Source organism: Methylomonas sp. ZR1 (genome assembly GCF_013141865.1).
Classification (GTDB): Bacteria; Pseudomonadota; Gammaproteobacteria; order Methylococcales; family Methylomonadaceae; genus Methylomonas.
In genome coordinates this window covers 4,306,320-4,325,338 of the sequence record NZ_RCST01000001.1, presented here as the reverse complement: position 1 = coordinate 4,325,338, position 19,019 = coordinate 4,306,320, and the positions used below count along the sequence as shown (strand labels likewise).

Below are 19,019 nucleotides of genomic sequence, written 5' to 3'. Positions count from 1 at the left end.
ACCCGTTAGACCAGCCACAATCCGCCTGACGAAACAAACACTTGACGGACCACCTCCACATGCTTAAGGGCAAAGCCACAAGCCTCGCGCGAATCGCTTATTAGCCTGCACACGAGGCTTTCAGGTTTGGGGTTGCGCCCATTTGGTTTAGCCGAATCGCTTTTTACCTGGCCCGCAACGTTATCGTGGTTTGCGATTAAAGCGATTTGCTATCGGCGAACACTGTTTCTGCTTACGCGCTTGCCCGGGCAGGTTTGCGATGGAAGCTCTTTGTACATTGAGGCTACTTGCTCATGGTTATTTTCATGAGAGCCACCCTGCTACTAGTCTTTCGACGTCCTCAATCATGGACCGTACATCTTTGTCATCAAAGTCGGTAAGCTTTCCATGCGCCGCACTATTTCGTATGGCAGCCAGCGTGGTAATTCGCTTCTGGACAAGCGAATTATAACGCCCAGCCTTAGCCAAATCTTCGTTCATCTTGTTGAGCTTCCCCACGCCCAAACCACACGCTTCACACAGAGCGCGCAGATTAGTCTCTAAAACAACGCCGCAGATGACTGCCGCCGGCATTCGATAGCCAGCGGCAAGAAGCTCATTTGCCTGTTCAAGTTCTGTTGAGAACACCTCTGCCTGAACCAAATTGCGAACAGACGAGAGGTAGCCGCCCTCAAAGTCTTCTTGTGCCGCGTGAAACACCGCCCGGAGGCGACTAAGCCGTACGGGATTTTCCTCAAAAGGCCCTGGTTTCTCAGCCTCCACGAAGGACTTGAAATACTCTGACTCTCGGCCGCAGGCGCTAGCGAGCAAATTACGTGCTTTGACGCACCAAGCAAGAGGTCTGGCTCAACTTGTTCATAAGAACCATAGACCTCACTGTGCTTTCGTTGTTTGGTGGCCGTTACTGCATCGGATTGGGAAAGCAACTCGTCAAAACGTTTCTTCAAATGCTCGGTCATCAAGAGGCTCCTAATAATAGGGCATGAGGCCGCTGCGCGGCTTTATTGCACAGCGCCCGTGTGGACTGACGGGTTTGACTTCGTTTCTTCATGGAATAGTAGTTTCACGAGATTGTTATTGATGTGTCCCCACGATGTCTTACGCTCATTTGTGTTATACGCCCTAACATTATTGGCATGTGAAATTTCCACGCCGTTTATGGCATATATCAAGGTGTTTTCAGCATGACTGATCTTGGCTTTACCCTTCGATATGACGAGGCTTCCATTACCTAAACTTCCGTCGTGACTGATATCTACATCACTGCCACAAACAACAACGCTATTACTGCTGTGAGCGATATGCACGGCACCGGTTGAAATGATGATGGAATTGGTTGCGAAAGCGATATTTGTATCTGCCCCTACAACTACAAGCTGATTATCTACTTGAGTCAATTTGAGAGGCTCGCTGTCACGAATAACGCTCTTTGGGGAAATGTTCCGAAGCGAGTTGTTTGCTTCTTCGGAAATTCCAAGGTTATCGAATATGTCAGACACGTCGCTTTTAGCTTTCGAAATAATGCTGCTCTGATCATAAACGCTCGCTTGCTCGGGGAGATTCAACAAACTATCTCCACTGTACTTTGTGCATGCGGTAACTGATGCGAGAGCAAAGGTTGCCGCAATGATCCGAAATGAAATATTCATACTTCTCCAAATTTGGCGTCCAACGTCTGCATAACCGATAAATGCCGATGGCAAAGCCAGGGCGTAGGCTGAGTAGAGCAATGCAAAACCCAGCAAATGCTTTAAATTCTTAACATTCCAACGGCTCTTTGGAGTAGTAAACTTATCAGCTTCTAAGCTGGGTTTCATTATCATTCAACCCAGCCTACTTCTGCTGTTGACCAACTAACTGCCTGATGGTGCTCGCTCATAAAGGCCTGCAATCGGATGATTCCGCACTTCCCTTTATTTCAATCCCGAACAAAGCTAATCGGCTCCAAATCGACAAAAAAGGGTTTACCGAGCAAGCCCGACACCCCCTTAACTTCCAACCTCAACGCCTCGGAATTGTGGGAAGGCACTTTATTACTCTCCCACAGGAATTGTAGGAAGGCAATAAAGTTTCATACCGATCCGAATAGCACTTAGACGGCATGGGAATCGACTATTGCATTTCATACCGCCCCGGAGCTCCCATAGTCAACGATGCATATTCAGATACCAAACAGCTGGTGACACCGATGATGAAGTGGGCTGTGCCAATGCTAACGTACCATTCAAACTTATCGCTCCCGCAAACTTTCTCCCACATGCTCAATCAATGGAGACAGGAAATATTCAATGACTCGTCTTTGCCCGGTTTTGACTTCCACCGTCACCGCCATGCCCGGCGTCAGGTTGACGGTTTTGTTTTCGACTTGCATCGTGGTGCGCGGCAGTTTGACGCGGGATGAGTAAATCAAACCGCGCTTCTCGTCGTTGATGGCGTCGCTGGACACATGCGTCACTTCGCCGTGCAGGGTGCCATATTTTGTGTAAGGGAAGGTTTCGATTTTGATTTCGGCTTCCTGGCCGGGATTCACAAAGCCGATGTCTTTGTTTTCGACGAAGGCTTCGATTTCCATCGCTTGATCGGCCGGGACTACGATCAGCAGCGGTTGCGCCGGGGTGACGACGCCGCCGACGGTGTGAATCGCCAGTTGCTGGACGATGCCGTCCACCGGCGCGGTCAGGGTCAGCAGTTGGCCGCGCTGGCGGGCCTTGATGCCGGCCTGGGTGTAGGTTTCGATTTTCTGTTCGCTGTCGTGCAGCCTATCCAATGCGGTGCGGCGGGCGGCGGCTAACAGTTCGCTTTGTTGTTTGGCGGCTTCCTGAATCGCGGCGCCAAGCTCCTGTTGCTTTTCCCGTTGCGTGGCCAATTCGCCTTCTTGCTCGATGCGTGCCTGTTCGCGTTCCAGGTAGTTGTGGCTGGAGACGAATTTCTTGGCTTGTAATTGTTGGTAATCCTCGGCCAAGCGGCGGGCAATCGGTGCGGACTGCGCCAGTTTAGCCACGGTGGCCTGTACCGAACGCAAAGCCGCCTGACGGCTGGATTTATCCGCTTCCAGCCGTTCCAGTTTGCTGGTCAGTTCCTGCCATTCGCCATCCAGCAAACGTTGTTCGTGTTGGACTTGCTCAGAAGGCATCGCGTCCGGCGCCTGGAGTTGCGGCTTGAGCGATTTACCGGTTTGTAGCGCTGCCAGACTCTGCAAAAAGGCGCCGTCTCGGGCCGCCGTCAGTTGCGCGGTGCGCAAATCGTTGGCGATGCTGGCGGTATCGGCATCGGCGGCGGTCGCATCCAGTTCGATCAGCACATCGCCAGCCTTAACCGATTGGCCGTCGTTGACGTGGATGGCTTTGACCGTGGCGGTTTCCAAGGGCTGTATGGTCTTGACCCTGTCGTTGGGGACGATCTTGCCTTGGGCGGTAGCGACGATGTCGATCCGGCCGAAACCGGCCCACAGCACTGCCAACAGCGCAAAGCCGATCAATAACCAGATCGCCACGCGCGGTGCCGGCGAAACCGGGGTTTCCTGTAAGGCCAGCGCGGCAGGCAGAAAAGCGCTTTCGTGCGCCAAACGAGGAACGCTGTCCAGTTCAGCCCGACGAGCCCAGGCGTGCCGAAAGGCTTGTCGGTAACGGTGTAACAGTTCTAAGATTGCTTGAAGTTTCAACATCGTATTATCCCATCTGCAGCCGATGCAGCCGGCTGTAATGGCCCAACTCGTGGGTCAACAATTCACTATGACTGCCGGCCTCAACGACCTGGCCGCGCTCCATGACGATAATACGGTTGGCATCGCGTACCGCGCTCAAGCGGTGGGCGATGATGATGACGGTTCTGCCTTGGCAGATGGCTTTCATATTGTTCTGGATGATGCGCTCGGATTCGTAGTCCAGCGCACTGGTGGCTTCGTCGAAGATCAGGATACGCGGATTGCTGATTAGGGCTCTGGCAATCGCGATACGCTGACGCTGACCGCCGGACAGGGTGGAGCCGTGTTCGCCGACCATGGTGTCGTAGGCTTCCGGCAGTTCCAGGATAAAGTCGTGGGCGCCGGCCAGTTTGGCGGCGGCAATAATTTGCGGTAAGGGTGCGCCGGGATCGGTCAAGGCAATGTTGTCGCGAATGCTGCGATTGAACAACACGTTTTCCTGCAATACCACGCCGATCTGCCGGCGCAGGGACGAGACGTCGGCCAAGGCCAAATCCATGCCGTCCACCAGCACCCGCCCGCGTTCGGGGACATAGAGGCGTTGCAGCAACTTGGTCAAGGTACTCTTGCCGGAACCTGAGCGGCCGACGATGCCGATCACTTCGCCGGCGGCGATGTCCAGACTGATGCCTTTCAGCACTTCCGAGCCGTCCGGGTTATAGCGGAACACCACTTGGTCGAACTCGATTTTGCCTTGAATCGGCGGCAGACTGCTCTTGTTGCCGGCCGCTTCGCCACGGCTATTGAGGATGTCGCCCAGCCGTTGCATGGAGATGCCGGTCTGCTGAAAGTCGGTCCACAGCTGCGACAAACGCATCACCGGTTGCGCCACATGGCCGGCCAGCATATTAAAGGCGATCAACTGACCGACGCTGAGTTCGCCATCAATGACCAGACGGGCGCCCAGCCACATGGTGGCGACGGTAACCAGTTTGCCTATCAAGGTGACGCCGGCATTGGCGAACAGGCCAACGCTGGCGGTACGAAACCCGGCCGAAACATAACCGGCCAATTGCTTGTCCCAATGCCGGGTCAGTTGCGGCTCCACCGCCATGGCCTTGACGATACCGATGCCGGAAATCGCCTCGACTAAAAATGCCTGATTCTCGGCGCCGCGATTGAATTTCTCGTGCAAGCGGCCCCGTAATAGCGGGGTGTACAATACCGACAGCAAGACATAACACGGTAAAGACACCAAGACGATCAAGGTCAGGTCCACGCTGTAATAGGCCATCACCGCCAGAAACACCACCGAGAACAGCAAGTCCAACACCACCGTTACCGCATTGCCGGTCAAAAAGGCCCGAATGTTTTCCAATTCGCGGACCCGCGCCACCGAATCACCGACTCGACGGGCTTCGAAGTAAGCCATCGGCAGATTCAACAGATGCCGGAATAGCCGGGCCCCCAGCTCGACATCAATCCGGCTGGTGGTGTGGGCAAACACATAGCCGCGTAAGCCGGTCAGCAGCACCTCGAACAAGGTTACTACCAGCAGACCGACGGCGATCACGTCCAGCGTGGTAAAACCTCTATGCACCAGGACCTTGTCCATCACCACCTGAAAGAACAAAGGCGTGACTAGGGCAAACAACTGCAAGACCAGACTGACCAACAACACTTCCAGTAACAGCTTGCGGTATTTGACGATGGCCGGGATAAACCAGGTGAAATCGAACTTGCCCAGCTCGGCGGCCAACGAGGCGCGCGAGGTGAATAAGATCAGTGCGCCGGACCAGCGCTCGGCGAGAGCCTCTAACGGCATTTGTTCGGGGCGAGCGGCAGCGGGGTCGTGAATTAACACTTGGCCGTTATCGACGCGGGCCAGGACGAAAAATGTTCCATCGCCACTGATCGCCACCGCAGGCAGCGGCGTCTTGTCCAAGCGGGCCAGCGAGGTCTTGACCCGTTTGGCCTGCAAACCCAGCGTTTTGGCGGCCAGCAGAATATCGTCACAGCCCAATAGCTTGCCGCTAGGCCGAAACTGGTGAGCTAGTTGGTCGGGATCGACGGCAACGCCGTGCAGACGGGCCAACATCGCCAGGCAGGCCAGGCCGGTATCGAGGGTAGCGGCGGGGGCAGCACTAGCGGGAGAGGGAGAAGAATTGGTCATTGCACGCAAAAACAGCTTGAAAGGAAAATGAGAGTAAAAATATTAAATGGGTAGGGACCCGGAGCACCAAACCAAGACCAAAGCCGCATCGAATCAGACTCGCCAATTCGCGCCGCTTTGGCCTTTAGCCGGTACCTCGAAAGGTCCTTTAGTGCCAATTAGCCGCAATCACCGGTGCCAATGCCGTCTGGTAATTAGTCGGCAACGTGGTTTGACCGGCAACCGGCGGCGCGAACGCGGCCATCGCCGACACCAGGTTTTCCACTTGGCTATCCAGCAGGGTCAATGCACCGTCGGTAGTTTTGAACTGCTCGACGTGGTTGGCGGTGCCGGTATACCAGTCCTTCATCACTAATTTATCGGAAGTACCAATAACGCTCGCTTCCAGATTGTTACCGACATGCTGGAACCAGAGCTGGTCGGCGGTGATACCGGACAGAAATTGCGCGATGTCGGTGTTACCCACTGTGGCATCGTTCTCAATAACGGTATCCGCAGCGTAACCCCGACCCAGGACGTAGGTATCATTACCGGTGCCGCCGGTCAGCGTATCCGCGCCGCCCAGACCATCCAAGGTATCATTGCCTGCCGCGCCGGATAAGCTGTTGACGGCGCTATTGCCCTTCAGCACGTTGTTCAAGGCATTGCCCGTGCCATTGATGGCGGTTGAGCCGGTCAAGGTCAGGTTTTCCAGTTCGGCGCCCAACGTCCATGAAACGGAAGATTCGACCGCATCGGTACCGCTATTGGCGTTTTCCGCTATCACATCGCTGCTGTTATCGACGACGTAGGTGTCATTACCTAAGCCGCCGGCCAATCGGTCGATGCCCAAGCCGCCATCCAGCCGGTTGTCCGCTATATTGCCCAGTAAGGTGTTGTCCAGCGCATTGCCGATGGCGTTGATGGTGGCCGAACCGGTCAAGGTCAGATTTTCCACGTTCGCCGCCTGGTTCAGGTCGTAGCTGATGCTGCTCTGAGTTAGGTCAATGCCGGCGTTTGCCGCTTCGATCACGCTATCGCCGGTTTCACCAACGATGTAGATGTCGTTGCCTAACCCACCCGCCATCGTATCCGCGCCGGTTCCACCGTCCAATCGGTCATTGCCATCCAGATTGAAACGTAGCGCGCCGTTCCACGGCATGACCCCTTGGCCGGCGATCAGGTTTTTACCGTCCAAAGCCGCAGCACCCGCACCAATATCGTAATAAACGCCGTCGGCTGAATTTGCAATACTCTGCCCGTTGACTCTGATGGTATTGATATACAGATTACGATCTTGAGGTGGAGAGGCAATCGCCGCGTCGTTGCTAAAGGCAATATCGATAAGATGCGCGCCGATGCCTAGCAAACCGGGATCAACGATGTAATCTTGATAAGCAGTGGTATTGGTGACGCTGAAGGTGGTTTTCAGCACGCCATCGATATACACGTCCATCCGAACACCGGCGCCGTCATTCAACAAATTGGCCTTGGCGTTAATCACCAATTGGTTAACAAGCGTGGCCGGTACGGCATCGATGACATCGCCGCCGTAGAGCATATCGTTGCCGGCTCCACCATTAACGCTGTCATTACCGGCTTGACCTTTCAGGGTGTCGTCACCGGCATCGCCATTCAGGGTGTTATTGGCGGCGTTACCTTCCAAGATATTATTCAGCGTATTACCGGTGGCATTAATTACGGCAGTACCGGTCAAGGAAAGATTTTCGACGTTGGCGGACAAGCTGTAACTCACCTCCGACAACACGGTATCGATGCCCTCGCCGCTGTTTTCCACGACGATATCGCCAATGTTGTCGACCAAATAGACGTCGTTGCCTTGGCCACCGGCCATACGATCCTTTCCAAGGCCACCGTCCAGCCAATTATCAACCAAATTGCCAAATAGAGTGTTGTTTAACGCATTGCCGACACCATCGTATGCCTCTGTTCCGATCAGCATAAGGTTTTCAACATTAGCAGCGTTTTTTAGGTCGTAGTCTATGCTGCTCTGCACCATGTCAATACCGCTATCGATATACTCGTCGATTACATCGGCAACATCGTCCACGATGTATAAATCGTTCCCTAATCCTCCTATCAGTGTGTCCGCGCCGATGCCTCCATCCAGCCAATCATTGCCATCCAGGTTAAAACGCAAGGCTCCGTTCCAGGGCATCGTCACTTGGCCGACAAGCAAATTTTGATAATCCAGCGCCGCAGCCCCAGCGCCAATATCATAATAAACACCACTAGCGCTAGAGGCGATAACCACGCCATTCAGAACGATACCGCTCACAAACAGATTGCGGTCTTGCCCCGGTTGGCCGGCAATTGCACTATCGTTGCTGAAAGCCACCTCAATTCGGTGCCCACCAATACCCAGCAATGCCGGATCGACCGTGTACGCCTGATAGTTTTGGGTATTGGTGACACTGAAGGTAGTTTTAAGAAGACCGTCTATATAAACATCCATTCGCGCGCCGACCGCGTCGTTTAACAGACTCGCCTTGGCATTGATCACTAACTGAGTAATCGGCGTGGCCACTGCGCTGTCTTCTAAAGCACCGCCATAGAGCAAATCATCACCAGCTCCACCGTTTAATATATCGTCACCCAAACCGCCGATCAGCTTATCCGTGCCGGCCCCACCCGCCAACATGTCAGAACCGACCAGACCGATTAGCTCATCGGCTAATGCGGTACCCGACAAAATATCTGCATTCTCAGTTCCCGTGATCTTATTAATAGGATTTGCAGTCAACATAAAACTATTACTGATCGAAGCACCGAATCGATCAGTGGCCGTAACTGTGACGTTCCACCAATTACTCGGTGAGTAAAGATCCGTAGCACCACTAAAAGGCGGTGTTCCGCTAAAAGTCCGGGTATCCGGATTAAAACTTAACCAATTTGGCCATTCATCGTAGCTATAACGCAAGCTGTCTCCGGCATCGAGATCGACAAATGCATCCTGTGGAATAGTGTAAGAAAAAGGCATATCTTCCGTGACCACTTGATCGATCAACGGTTTATTAATAACAGGACTATGCTCAGGTGATGGCCCAGCCAACAACAACATTTGTCCCATCGTCATCTGACTGCCATCGGCAAATTTGAAGTATTCAATGCCTATCTTCTCGGCGTCGTTTCTATCGGCGCGTGGCATGACGATTCTGACGGTAGAATTCGGTTGCCAGGTAATATCCAAGGTTTGATACCACTGAGTACTGCCATCAGCTGCTGAGGTCAGCGCTTCCTCGTTCCAAGCAAAATTGAAGTTAGATAGACTGATACCGTCACCGAACACGACAGTGTCGTTATTTCCGCCATAACCTCCGCCATAGTTTCCAGCATATCCCAAGTCATACAGCAAATCTGTCCCGACTTCATCCGCTAGAAAATAATAACTGTCATCACCCATCCCACCTTCCAGGCGATCATCACCGGCTCCGCCAAACAGCCAATCGTCGCCAGCGTTGCCAATCAGCGTATCCGCGCCAAAGCCACCATACAAATCGTCGGCCCCTGATAATCCTAGCAACTCGTCAGCGCCCACCGTACCAGCCACCATATTGTCACCTGGACGGCCCAGAGCAGGCCGAACCGGCACATTGGCCGATGCCAGCATCTCCGACATTCTCATGCGACTGCCATCGGCAAATTCAAAATACTCGATGCCGGTTTGCTCCCAATCGTTGCTGACGACGGTTGTTCCATTACTATTTACAAACGGTGTGGGCATGACAACTCTAGCAACAGAACCCGGCTGCCAAGTGATGTCCAGGGTTTGAAACATCCGGACGCGCGATTCGTCATATCCGCCGTAAGTGTAGCCGGGCAACATCTCGTTACTCCACGAGAAGCTAAGATCGGCCAGCGTTATACCTTCACCGAATACCACCGTATCATTGTCAACCGGTCCACCATAGCCCACGTCATACACTAAATCGGTGCCTGTATCGCCTGCCAGAAAGTAGTAACGATCATCCCCCGTTTCACCGCGTAGCATGTCGTCACCTCTACCGCCGACGATGGTATCGCTACCGAAACCACCGACGATCAAATCGTTACCGACACCACCATCCAAGAAAAGTTGGCTAGCGAACGACTGATTACCAACCGAGACACCATAACCATATACCCGAATGACATCATTGCCGGCCCCGCCTTGCACAATGCCTAAGTCGCCCGAATAACGAATGGTGTTATCGCTGTCGCCTGCCGTGACTTGGTCGATGATGATAGCCGAGTTCGCTACGGACATGGACAGCGTCGTCGGATAGCTGCCCAGTTGGAAAAAGTTTTGCGCCTGAACATTGTCTACGCTGTAACCAGTGCCATCCGCAGACGTCATAGACCGCACCGTGCCTGTATAGTGGGTTGTCGTGGTGGTGGCGGTATACAGCGGGGTTTCGGTAAACACATAAGGATTTTCCATACCGCTAACCCCTAGCGATAGAATAATATTAACTAATTGTTCCGTCGTGTACAGATAGTGTCCCGTTGTCGAGGAGTATAGGCGTGAGCTTGACGCCACTTCCGGCCCGCTCCAGTCCACAACTACGTTCTTAAGAATGGAGCCGGATGAATCGACTTCATAGGTGATATTAGCGTTGTCGCTCGCGTAAGGTATAAAACTGACGCCACCAATCGCCACTACCGGCTGATTAAACGTGTAGCTAGCCCCATTCGACGGAACCCACCCACCGTAACCATTGGCCCGAGTGTAACTGGTCGCCGTTTGGCTAATATCAAATTGAAAAGACATCTCTCCGGCGGTGCTTACCATGCCTGCCGCTTTTTGCGCCTGAGTGACGCTATCTCGAACACCCGCGAGCCAATGATCCCGCAAGCCTGTCAGCTCGCTACGACTGGCCAAATACGCTGCATTGTTGGATAGCAGCTCGGCAACGCTAAGCGAAGTACCTGACGGTGTTTTAACTTGCCAATTGTGACTTTGCGTATAAAAACCCGTCAAAGTCATGCTGTCACTAGCACCGCTGACACTCAGCAATAAATCGTCGCCGACGCGGGTACCGGTCAAGCGCGATAAATCGTAATCGTTAAGTTCGATGATAGAGGTTTCGCCGGCCACTTCGAATATTTGATCGGCGCCGCTGTTCATAGCAAACACATACCTATCGGTGCCAGCCTCGCCATACAAGTCGTCGTTGCCGCCATTTCCGCTCAACAGGTCGTTGCCGTTGCCGCCTCGCAGAATGTCGCGAAACGCGCTCCCGATCAAATTATCATCGCCGGCACCACCAAGCTGTGGCGCCAAAGGCAGTCCTAGCAGACTATCGGCGCTAATTTGTTGGCCATTGGCAAACACAAAATTTTCCACACGCTGAGCCGGATCCGCGTACCAGCCGACCACGGTGATTGCATCGGCCAGACCGGCGACGCTGAGCGACAGATCACCGTTGGCTCGATGATTAAAGACCACGTCGCTTACCTCGATGCCGGGACCGAACACGACGCGGTCTTGCGAGCTTTGGCTGGCATTGGCGCCATCGGTTTCTTGAATGATGTCGTGGCCGTCGCCCAGTCGATAGTGGTAGTCGTCGGCCCCCAAGCCGCCGAAAAGCAGGTCGTTGCCGCCACCGCCCCACAGCGTGTCGTTGCCGGCATTGCCGGAAAGACTGTCGGCGGCGCGTCCGCCGAATAAATTGTTGTCGCTGTCATTGCCGGTTTGGGTGACGACATCGGTGCGAAAATTCAACATGAATTCGTCCGCGCTCATCTGGCTACCGTCGGCCAATTCAAAGCGGTAAGTTGTCAGCCCTTGGGTGATAGTGGCCAGTTCGACGCCGGCTAGTTTCAAGGTGAGCGCGGTTTGGCCGGCAATGGTTAGAACCGAAACAGTCAGCGCGGCCTGATCGAGGTCGGCACCGAAACGGATCAGGTTTTGGCCTTGGCTATCGGTAATCAGATCGGGACCGGCATTGGCATCCAGTTGATACACGTCATTCCCGGCGCCGCCCAACAACAAATCCTGGCCGACACCGCCGATCAGAGTATCGTCACCGGCGCCGGCATCCAGGATGTCGTTACCGGCTCCGCCGTTCAGGGTGTCGTTGCCCGCATAGCCATAGAGTTTGTCAGCACCCAAGGCACCGCTAAGTGCGTCATTGCCCGCACCGCCGTATAAGTTATCCGCCCCGGCACCACCGTACAAGCGCCCGCCGTTGTCGTCCAGCCCCAGGGAAACGGCAGTAGTGAGGGTGTTGCCGATCATGGCCTCAAGGTCGATGATCGAACTATTGGCAAATTTTAGGTTGTAATGGGTGCCATAAAATGCATTGATCAGGTTTAGTGTGTCGCCGTTATCCAACGTGACGGCCACGCTTGAATTGCCGGTTTTGCTAAGGGCGCCAGTTCCAGCCAGCCCATTGACACCTAACAATTCGATAGTGTCGCTGCCTTGGTTGTCAAAAATTACGTCTTCCGCAGTGAGATCCAGGTAGGTGTCGTCACCGGCGCCACCATTGAAGAAATCCGCACCTGCGCCGCCGGTGAGCGTGTCGTTGCCTTCTCCGCCGCTCAGTTTATCGTCACCATCCCCACCTAATAGTCGATCATTGCCGGCTTCGCCAAACAGCAGATCGTCTTCCGTGCCGCCGTCGAGCAGGTCTTGGCCGTCTCCACCCACCAGTTCATCTTTCCCCGCACGACCATACATCGTATCATCACCGGCCCCACCCGAAAGACCGCCGTCAAACAGTGCGTTACCATTTTGGGTGCTAAGGTCATCGCCATCCCCGCCGTCAAGGTAATCATCCCCATCGTCACCCTGCAAATAATCCGCGCCGACGCCACCCAAAAGGGTGTCGTTGCCGGCGCCGCCAACCAACTGGTCATTGCCGTCCAACCCGTTGATGCGGTCGGTGGTATTGGTACCGAGAACGGTATCGTTCTGATCGGTACCGTCCAGGTCGAAGCCGCGCGCTAGGAGTTGGTCTATGCTGAGCGTGGTACCGTCGGCGAACTCAAAACTACTGACCGATGAGGTGTTGAACACGTCGGTCTGGTCAAAGTTTTCGATGTGCACGGCGTTGCCGTTGCCCAGATCGAGCATCAGCGAACCCAAACGCAATTTAACATCGCTCGACTTCACGCCATTACCGAAGATGATCTTGCTGTTTTTCTCGGAATCGCTATCGATGATGTGGTCGATACCGTCGCCGGCATTGATGATGTAGGTATCAAAACCCGAGCCGCCGTAGAGATCGTCATTTCCGGTTCCACCGATCAGAGTATCGTTGCCACCGTCGCCGTAGAGCTGGTCATTGCCTGCACCGCCGTCCAGCAAATCGTCGCCTTGTTCTTGGCTAATGGTTCCATTGCCATCCCCTTGCAGCCCATCATTTCCAGAGCCTCCCAGCAGCACATCATCGCCGCCGTCTCCCCATAACCTATCATCGCCGTCACCCCCATCAAGGTAGTCTGAACCATCGCCGAGTTGGCTGCTGATACCATGGTTGCCCAAGAGCAAATCATTGCCGTCCCGACCGAAAATAGTGTCCTGACCCAATCCGCCAAACACCACGTCATCGTCTATCCCCGCATCGACAACATCATCGCCCTGATTGCTAAAAATCCAGTCTTTACCAGCGCCACCGTAAATAGTGTCAGCAGAACCAATCCCTAGGTCTGTCGCATCCGCATTCGAGAATTGCACGCTTGCGGTCGTGGTAGTACCGACCGTGGTCAATTCGCGTATCACCGCCCAATTGCTGTTGGCGTAGCCGCTGGCATCACCGTAAAGGGTGTCGTCACCGCCGCCGCCATCGACCCAGTCCTGCCCATCGCCACCCAGCATCAAGTCGTTGCCGCCGGATTCCCCCGTGGAGGCATTGGATAGGGTGACACCGATCAACATGTCGTCGCCAAGACCGCCCGACAAAAAGTCGCCGCTCAGATTGGCCTGATCCGTCCCATTGGCGGCCTCGCTGTTTTGTTCGTCAGAGTAGAGAACGTCGTTGCCGTCGCCGCCTTGCAAAATATCGCGCCCGGCACCGCCATCCAGCACGTCGCTACCTTGGCCGCCGTTCAGGATATCGTTACCGGTACCGCCGTAAAGAATGTCATTGCCGCCCAGGGTTGAGGCCTGATAGTTGGCTCCGCTAAGTTGTACACTGGCATTGACACTCCATCCGCTGCCGACCCCGACGAAGCCGCCATCGCCGTAGAGCAAATCGTCGTCGCCGCCACCGAGCAAAATATCCGCACCATCGCCACCGGCCAGGGCGTCTCGGCCATTGCTGCCGTAGAGTTGATCGCTACCTGCACCGCTACTCAACAAGTCGCCGCGTTGTCCAGTTCCCGTTGTGGTTTGGCCTTGGCTATAGAGAGCTTGAAAGTCTTGTTGTTGGTCGGCGTAAAGCAGATTGTCGCCACCGCGATTCGCCAGCAGAATATCGCTGCCGGCATAGCCTTCCAACCGGTCGTTGCCGATGTCGTCGTAGAGAGTATCTTCATGGCCCGGATCGGCTTCTGTACCGACGATGACGTTGCCCAAGGCGTCCGTGCCAATCTGGATACCGTCGGTGTTGGGGTCTTGGTCGAGGGGTTTGATGTCACCGTGGGGAATAAGACTACCCGAAATATTGATTGCTGTTTCTTGCAGATGAAAGCCGAAGTCGTTATCTGCAAATGCACTAGCGCTAGTTTGGTTTAGAAAGGTTATGCTATCTTCGGCACTTAGCGTCAGATGGCCGGGTGAATGGAACTGTATAATCTCGCCGTCAAGAGAAGTAAAGGTTGTTCCACTACCGTTACCGACAAACAAACCGGAAATAAGTTTTCCCTGGTAAATAATCCTGTTTAGACCGCTGTCAACGATAATGTCGTCGCCTTCAATTACGTAGGTATCGATCCCGTCGCCGCCGATTAATGTATCGGCACCGGCGCCGCCCTCAAGCCGGTTGTCGCCAGCATTGCCGATCAAATGGTCGTCTTTGGAACCGCCGATAGCGTTTTCGATCCAGTTGTTTTCTTGGCCTGCAACTTGGTAGGCAATAGCTATTTGCTGTTGACTGCTGCCTTCGTCAGTGCCAACAAAACTAAAATGTCCGGGTCGCAGATCGATTGTGACAGAGTCGGTTTGCTCATGGGCATCAATGGTATCAGTGCCACCACTATCCCATATTGCTTGGATGGCATCCGCACCGGTTTTGAATTTGTAAGCTTTGTCCCCGGTATTATCAAGTTTTGGCTCAGTTGTATTTACACCATACAAGGTTTGTATCGCTAATATATCGTAGAGCATGGGTTTAGAAGCCCACCATTCCAAAAAGCCCGATATTCCCGTCACTGGTTTGTATGACATAACGGTGTAGCGTTGGCCCGGATCAGATGGCAGAAAAGGCAGTGACGAAGGTAAGCCCTTATCTAATGCGTCGTAATCTACAGGATGATTCAAACCTAATGCATGGCCCAATTCATGGAGAATCGTATTGAAACCAGTTTGGCCGGGCTGAAGGAGATTGTTTTTGTAAATTGCCGACCCGGTATTGCCAATAACAATATCTCCAGCGGAATCAGCAGATCGAGTACTTGTTGCTGATATAGTAGAACCTAAAATATTGTCTTTTAGCTCGCCGCCTACGACGACTATATCGCCAAACGATAATGTAGTTGATCCGTTGGTAACGGTATACGCGGTGTCAGGTTTTGTTGGTATTAGATTAATGTTTGCCACATTCATCCATAGCTTAACTGCAGTTTCAAAAGTAGCTTTTTGACCCGGTGATAGGCTACCAAATGTACCAGGCACAACTTCACCAATTGCATAATCAAGTCCATTCCAATAGGGAATCTTCTTTTCGCCAAAACTATAAGTCAGTTTTAGAGGGGTATTCAATTTTCCGCCGCCATTCCAGCCGTTGCTTCTAATAAGTGCAGCTTTTATTTGATCTTCGTTAACATCAGCCATGTGTTTGATCCAGATGAAAATTGTAAAAATTAAAATGAGTTACTTGAAAAAAGATTCGATAGTATCTGGGGCATCATCGCGAAGTAAACAAGTCTTGTATTCTGGATGATCTTTCGGAAAGCATACCCACTGTCGGATATTGATCAATTTATCTAATCTTTTTGTTAATACGGCGTAAAACACAGGGTCATTCATGTAGATGCTCATGTAAAAATCTTTGTAATTTATTCTGTGCCCAGTAATTTCATTACCTCTTTTCATTTCATATTTTTTAGAAAGCTCGAAGGGCATCGATAAAAAGTATACGATTAATTCATTTTGCTGCGTTTGTGTTAATTCGGCATAACGGTCACCGATAACACCAACCGATTGGGTTGATTTACCTCGTGCTAAGACCATATCACCATGGTAATAGACTTTACCATCACGATAAATTTTGATGACGTAATAAGGTTGTCCCATAAATGATTCTGTTAGCTCAAAAACAGGTATAGGTTCATCATTTGCTGATATTTTCTGATAAATAAATAGTCCTATTACCAAGGCCGTAAGGCGCAATAACCAGCGGGCATTGCGCCGTATTTTCAAACTATTCAAATTCATATCAATCTCAGTTATTCCCGTGATCGTCAAAATGGTTACCGTTTCCTAAAAGACCTGAAGGCATCAAATCGATTTATCGTACAAAAGGTTGTTGGTATACATATGGTAAGAACGTCCCCTATTAATAATCGGTTCCATAAAATGTAGTTAGAGGCTGTAAGTGAGTGGCTGTTGCGTTTTATTGCATCCGACTGATGTAGCCGATAACAATCCGCGTTAGCGCATTATCACGGAAAGCTTTTTAGGCTACGCCTGTCCAAAAGTCCAATCGGCAGCCATTTATTTAAATTATCTTTGAGCTAAGTCTCGGTTTTTGGCCTAGCGAACCGCTCTTGTGTGATTGGTTTTGCTTTTTTATTTGGCGTGTTCGGCTAGGGATATGAGTCGCATCTCAAAACGATAGGTGTGTGGAATCCACTAAAAGGCGCTTTACCGAGACGAATCCCTCAACGCCGAACATTAAATGCGCGGCATATGGCAATCGGATTAGGTTAGATGTCGAAACAGGCTGAATGCGATTCCTGACCCGTTGCTTCTAAAAAGTTGGGTAAACCAACATTGCGCCGATTTTTAGCAGAAAAGGGGGCGGCTGTGGGTAAAAATATCTAGCCTATAAATTCAGCAGCCAATGAGCTTTTGCTTGAAAAACAGCCGGAGATCACCCGTTATTTCGACAAGAAATCCATATCGACGCTTATCTGCAAGTTGAGTTGCACTGCCTTAGCTAGCATTCATGTCACTGCACGCCGACGTTTTTAAGGTGTTGTCGATCAACTGAATGACTTTATCTATGGTGCAGCCGGGCTCATAGCCGGCGTATTGTTGGGCAAACGCTTGTGCGGATTGCCGGTAACGCGATTTATTTAATACGTCTTCCAATAGCCAAGCGAAATCGTGTTCCTGACGGTTGTTCCTTACCGCTATGCCGGCGCCCAACGCCTCGACGCGCAGGCCCATCAGAAACTGCTCGACATTTTGCGGCAAAAGCAACAACGGGATGCCTGCCAATAGGCATTGACTCACGGTGCCCGCACCACCGGTGGTCACGGCGCAGTCTGTCATTTTAAAAAGTTGTTCGGTTTGGACGGGTTGTGTGAGGATGCGCAAGTTTGGCTTGGCAAATGCCTGAATGTGAGCGGGTTTGGTCCCAGGCGCAACCACAATGATTTCCGCCGAAAGTTTTGATAGGGCTTCAAGCAGGTTTTCAAAACCAGGCGCGTCAGGCCGCAAATAGGCGAAAACGTGGGGTTTGTCGATTAGGTGCCAAGTGATGGCGTGGCCTGTGCTACCTGTATATATTGGGCCAACGTAATTTTCGCCCTCGCGTATGCCGTAATGGTCCAATTCGGCGAAGGTTGCCAATACTTTGCGAGCGCCTTGGAATAAATCGGTGATGCGTTCGAGAGTACCGCCATGTAATGGGGTTGCAAGGGCATTCAGCCGCTCCAGGACGTATTGTTCGGCTCGTAGCAACCGATCCGTTGGGATGAATTCCCACGGACGGATGGACGGCAGTGGCAAATGACCGGGCGGTATTTCAAAACCGGTGCCGATGGTGATGGCGGGCAAACCGGTCAGGCGGGCGGCAACGAGGGCAGTGGGCGCGTGGTCTACAACTATGATATCTGCCTTGAACAACCGGATTAAACTAATCCAGCCCTGCACCAAGCCCAACAAAACCGCCGGGTCGGCATAGCCCGACGCAATCAGGATTTCGGCGTAGTTGACCGGGTGGGGAAGCCGCTTCTTGTCGACATTGACGGGGGCTTGGGCGTAAGCAAATCCCTCGGGCGTGAGTAGTTGGGCCGCCGCGGCGGTGTCCCGCACCACAAAGAAGACTTGGTGTCCCATTCGCCGCAGTTGCCGGGCTATCGGCAATTGGCGGGTAATATGCCCAAGGTTACCGCCCAATTCCCAGGCGAACAGGATACGGCTCATGTCAGTTTTACCTACTCTGTCAATATGCTAGTGGGCCAGGGGCGCGGTCGTAGCTAAAGTTGATGCCATAAAACTCGCATTACCCGGTTATATCGGCGATGACACGGCACTATAAACGAGTTCTTGAAAATTGCGAGCCCCCGTCCCTATGCACGATTAGGCAGATAGGTGTGGAAAACAGACTGCCTTAAACATGGTGACATCTCCAATATTTGTAGTCTCATCTACAAAGAGCGATGGGCGACAACAAGAATGCCACGGCTTGCCAGACTGCGTTAGCTTTCGCAGCATCATCAATCCAACAATCAGGTGACCGTTCTGTTGAAGGCTTTACGCCCCTAACACCTTGCGCACACACTGTTTTGAAATTGGGGCGACACCGAAAGCCCTGCAGCTAACGGTCGGACAGCTATTGGCTGCAGCGATTTGCCGTGTGCAAATGGCTCGGTGGCCAACGCGCAAGTACTGGAGGCTAGAATTTCAATCGATTTGGCTTACCCGATTAGCTTTTTACCCTGCGCGCAAGCGTTTCGTGGCTTGCGGCTAAGGTAATTTGCTATTGGCGAACACCGTTTCTGCCTGCGCGTTTGCTTAGTCCGGTTTGCGATTGACGCTATTTGCCGTGTACGAACGGCTTGTTGGCCTGCGCGCAAGGTCGTCGAGATTTGGGGTTGCACCAATGTGGCTTGCCCGAATCGCTTTTTACCTGGCGAACACGCTTATCTTGGCTTGCGCTTGAAGCT

Annotated in this window: 7 protein-coding genes; all 7 read right to left on the bottom strand. The window is 52.7% G+C overall.

All coding sequences use genetic code 11. The features are described from left to right. Positions 1–303: 303 nt before the first annotated feature. The 7 genes from DDY07_RS23940 to DDY07_RS19540 all read right to left on the bottom strand — a co-directional run bounded on the left by DDY07_RS23940 (position 304) and on the right by DDY07_RS19540 (position 18,276). Positions 304–699 (bottom strand): hypothetical protein, encoded by a 396-nt coding sequence (locus DDY07_RS23940; protein ID WP_216614785.1) that lies wholly within the window; start codon positions 697–699, stop codon positions 304–306. Positions 700–1,001: 302 nt separating this feature from the next. After that, on the bottom strand, positions 1,002–1,817 hold the full coding sequence (locus tag DDY07_RS19630) for a hypothetical protein (protein ID WP_253734548.1): 816 nt from the start codon (positions 1,815–1,817) through the stop codon (positions 1,002–1,004). A 413-nt stretch (positions 1,818–2,230) separates the two neighbouring features. Beyond that, on the bottom strand, positions 2,231–3,664 hold the full coding sequence (locus DDY07_RS19625; RefSeq protein WP_171697110.1) for an HlyD family type I secretion periplasmic adaptor subunit: 1,434 nt from the start codon (positions 3,662–3,664) through the stop codon (positions 2,231–2,233). Positions 3,665–3,668: 4 nt separating this feature from the next. Next, the gene (locus DDY07_RS19620) at positions 3,669–5,816 is read right to left on the bottom strand and encodes a type I secretion system permease/ATPase (RefSeq protein WP_171697109.1); all 2,148 of its coding nucleotides are present in this window, start codon (positions 5,814–5,816) and stop codon (positions 3,669–3,671) included. 148 nt (positions 5,817–5,964) lie between these two features. Further along, the gene (locus DDY07_RS24190; protein WP_253734547.1) at positions 5,965–15,129 is read right to left on the bottom strand and encodes a carbohydrate-binding domain-containing protein; all 9,165 of its coding nucleotides are present in this window, start codon (positions 15,127–15,129) and stop codon (positions 5,965–5,967) included. Positions 15,130–15,774: 645 nt separating this feature from the next. Continuing rightward, positions 15,775–16,338: a hypothetical protein gene (locus tag DDY07_RS19545; protein WP_171697108.1), complete on the bottom strand. Its 564-nt coding sequence runs from the start codon at positions 16,336–16,338 to the stop codon at positions 15,775–15,777. 720 nt (positions 16,339–17,058) lie between these two features. Next, complete coding sequence (locus DDY07_RS19540) at positions 17,059–18,276, bottom strand: glycosyltransferase (protein WP_171697107.1); 1,218 nt, start codon at positions 18,274–18,276, stop codon at positions 17,059–17,061. Positions 18,277–19,019: the final 743 nt, after the last annotated feature.

What these genes read in the sequence shown, in the direction of transcription:
- DDY07_RS24190 (WP_253734547.1), bottom strand. Translation starts at nt 15,129, where the DNA reads ATGTCATACAAACCAGTGACGGGAATATCGGGCTTTTTGGAATGGTGG.
- DDY07_RS19540 (WP_171697107.1), bottom strand. Translation starts at nt 18,276, where the DNA reads ATGAGCCGTATCCTGTTCGCCTGGGAATTGGGCGGTAACCTTGGGCAT.
- DDY07_RS19545 (WP_171697108.1), bottom strand. Translation starts at nt 16,338, where the DNA reads ATGAATTTGAATAGTTTGAAAATACGGCGCAATGCCCGCTGGTTATTG.
- DDY07_RS19630 (WP_253734548.1), bottom strand. Translation starts at nt 1,817, where the DNA reads ATGAAACCCAGCTTAGAAGCTGATAAGTTTACTACTCCAAAGAGCCGT.
- DDY07_RS19620 (WP_171697109.1), bottom strand. Translation starts at nt 5,816, where the DNA reads ATGACCAATTCTTCTCCCTCTCCCGCTAGTGCTGCCCCCGCCGCTACC.
- DDY07_RS19625 (WP_171697110.1), bottom strand. Translation starts at nt 3,664, where the DNA reads ATGTTGAAACTTCAAGCAATCTTAGAACTGTTACACCGTTACCGACAA.